The sequence below is a fragment of the Pantoea sp. CTOTU49201 genome, assembly GCF_032054795.1.
In the GTDB taxonomy this organism is placed as follows: Bacteria; Pseudomonadota; Gammaproteobacteria; order Enterobacterales; family Enterobacteriaceae; genus Pantoea; species Pantoea symbiotica.
The window spans coordinates 3971-6804 of sequence record NZ_DAMBSA010000263.1; the positions used below are offsets into that span (position 1 = coordinate 3971).

A 2834-nucleotide genomic window follows, 5' to 3' on the forward strand; every position below is an offset into this window, starting at 1 on the left:
ATTCACAAACTGCTGATCAACCCACCAATGCCTGCGCTGTCACTTCATCCGTAATCAAACCGGTCACCAGACCGCTGGCCAGCACGGCGCGAATCGCCGCAACTTTGCTGGCGCCGCCCGCCAGGGCGACAATCTCTGCACGATGCGAAAGATCGAGATCCACCGACAAGGTGCGTGCCGTCAGGTTGGTGTGAATCATCTGCCCATTGGCATCGAAGAAGTGGCCCAGCAGTTCACCGACCGCTCCGGATGAGGAGATATCATTGATCTCCGCTTCATCAATCATGCCGGCTTCAACCAACTGAGCAGCGGGTTCCACGGTGCCAATGCCCACCAGTTTGACTTCACTCTGCGCCGCCATGGCAAACACCTCGCTCACGCCGCGCTGGGCTAATAACACTTCACGATCTTCCTGAGTATTCGCAAAGAAAGGCACGGGCATCATGTAAGCCTGCGCACCGGTTTTCTCGGCGATGCGATGCATGACATCGTGGGGATTGAGCGCGTAGTTGCGGGTTAAACAGCCGAGCAGCGAGACAAAGCGCATATGTGGCGCATCGATACGCGGCAATTGGTGGATGGCAGCGGAAAGGGTGCGGCCATGTCCCAGACCTAGCGTGGTAGAAGGCGACGCGGTGAGCAGGTTACGCAGATAATCCGCGCCCGCCATACCCAACGCACGCACCGGCAAGCCTTCTTCACCGAGATCGGGCGCGACATGACAGAAGTTAAGCGCGAATTTCGCCCGCAGCCGATCTTCTAATGCGACGCAGGCAACGATATCGCCATCGATAGACACCTTAACCGCGCCTTCCGCCACCATGCGCGCAATCATGCGGTGCGTTTTCACCGACGGCAGCCCAAGTCGTTTCGCCACTTCCGCCTGCGTTAAACCGCCGACGTAGTGTAGCCAGGCGGCACGCAGTGCCAGAGATTCGTCGCGTTCAGTCGAGGTTGGTGCCGGTTTCATTATTTATACGTCCTGTTAATTAGACAAATGCAGATCCTGCACGCCGGTATCAATATGCCCGGCCCAGAAGGCGACGCTTTCGGCGATCTCAGCCACCACCTTGCTGTCGGTTGGCTCGCGCTCTTTAAAGCTCAGTTCAAGGCAGATCTCATTATCCTGCGCACCGCCGCGCGCCAGCGCGTCCAGCAGCGGCTGGGGCTGAATGCGGCCGCCGGCATTGTACTGCAATGTAAAAGGTCTGTGTCCGCCTTTATCCAGCATGCTCTGTTTAATATGGATAATCGGAGAATAACGCGGCACCGCTTCGGCCCACGCATAGGGATCGTAATCGCGCGAATCGGCGGAGGTAACATCACCGTGATCGATATCCGCCATCATCCACATCGGCAGCGCCATCGAGGCGGCGCTTAAACGCTGCTGTAGTGCTAAGCAGGCCGGAATGGTTTCACCAAACTCGCGGCCCACGCTCATCGGCTCCCAAAACAGGTATTTCAATCCGGCGGCTTTGGCGTGTTCGGCAACATCGGCCCAACAATCTATGGCGATATCGATCAGCGCTTCGCGGCGCGCAACATCGTTGAAATCCTGCTGAGTAAAGATGGCGAACTGCGAACCCACCGAGTCGCCACCCAGCTCAGCGGTGATATCGGCGAAGGTTTTAAACCAGTCGACGTAATAGCGGCGCACTTCAACATCAGGATGGCCAAAATGGTTGAGTCGACCATACGGCCCGGTCATGCCGGAGGTGACACGCACGCCGGTGGCGCGCAACGCCTGCTGCATCAGGCGCGTCATGCGTGTGATGGTCGCAGCGGGCCAGCCGGGATTGATGAATTCATGGGTGAGCTGCACATCACGAATGCGGATCTGCTGCGCCACGGTGTTAATCAAATCCTGCGGATCGGCAAAGCGATTCACCAGCGGATTGGTATTCAGTGACAGCGTTAACGGCATGTTTCACCTCTTATCCGGCATGCGCACGCAGCGGCGCGGGAGCAGCAAAGGTGGCGTTGAACCATTGGGTAAACGCCTGTTGCTGCGCGTCATCGAGGTGCAATTTATGCTTGGTTCGACGCCACAACACATCTTCAGCCTGTTGCGCCCACTCTTTTTCCACCAGATAGCGCACCTCGGCTTCGTACAGCTGCCCGCCAAAATGACGGCCAAGATCGCCCAGCGCATTGGCGTGACCGATCAACTTATCGATACGCGTGCCATACAGCCGCGCATAGTGTTTGCGCAGCGGCTGCGGCAGCCACGGCCAGCGCGCTTTAACCTGCTCTAAGAAGCTGTCGAAATCGGCGTGTGGCATATCGCCGCCCGGTAAGGTGGCGCCTCGCGTCCAGTCCGCGCCCATGTTGGGGAAGAACGGTGACAGTTTCTGAATGGCGTGTTCAGCCAGCTTGCGGAAGGTGGTGATCTTGCCGCCAAACACATGCAGCAGCGGGGCGTTTTGCTGATCGTCGAGGTCAAACACGTAATCACGGGTCACCGCCGATGGATTGCCTTTGCCATCATCAAACAGCGGACGCACGCCAGAGAAGCGCGTGATCACATCGCTGGCGCGCAGTTTCACCTTGAAGTAGCGATTCACCACATCGATCAGGTATTGCTGCTCGCTGTCGTCGGCGGTGACCGCTTCCGCTTTGCCCTGCCACGGAATATCGGTGGTGCCGATCAGCGCTTTATCGCCCTCATACGGATTGATAAAAATCACCCGCTTGTCGGTGTTCTGCACCAGATACGCCTGCTGACCTTCCCAGAATTTCGGCACGATGATATGCGAGCCTTTGACCAGCCGCACGTTGCGACTGCTTTTGGTGTGCGTTACCTGATTAACGATATCCAGCACCCACGGCCCGGC

At 57.7% G+C, this 2834-nt stretch carries 3 protein-coding genes; all 3 read right to left on the minus strand.

The features are described from left to right. Positions 1-16: 16 nt before the first annotated feature. Positions 17-970 (minus strand): sugar-binding transcriptional regulator, encoded by a 954-nt coding sequence (locus RTY00_RS16995; RefSeq protein ID WP_258145117.1) that lies wholly within the window; start codon positions 968-970, stop codon positions 17-19. 15 nt (positions 971-985) lie between these two features. Then, a complete protein-coding gene (locus tag RTY00_RS17000) occupies positions 986-1924 on the minus strand; it encodes a TIM barrel protein (RefSeq protein WP_312665221.1) in 939 nt (312 codons plus the stop codon). 10 nt (positions 1925-1934) lie between these two features. Further along, positions 1935-2834: glycerol-3-phosphate dehydrogenase (locus RTY00_RS17005; RefSeq protein ID WP_312665222.1), on the minus strand; the 900-nt coding region annotated here is incomplete at its 5' end.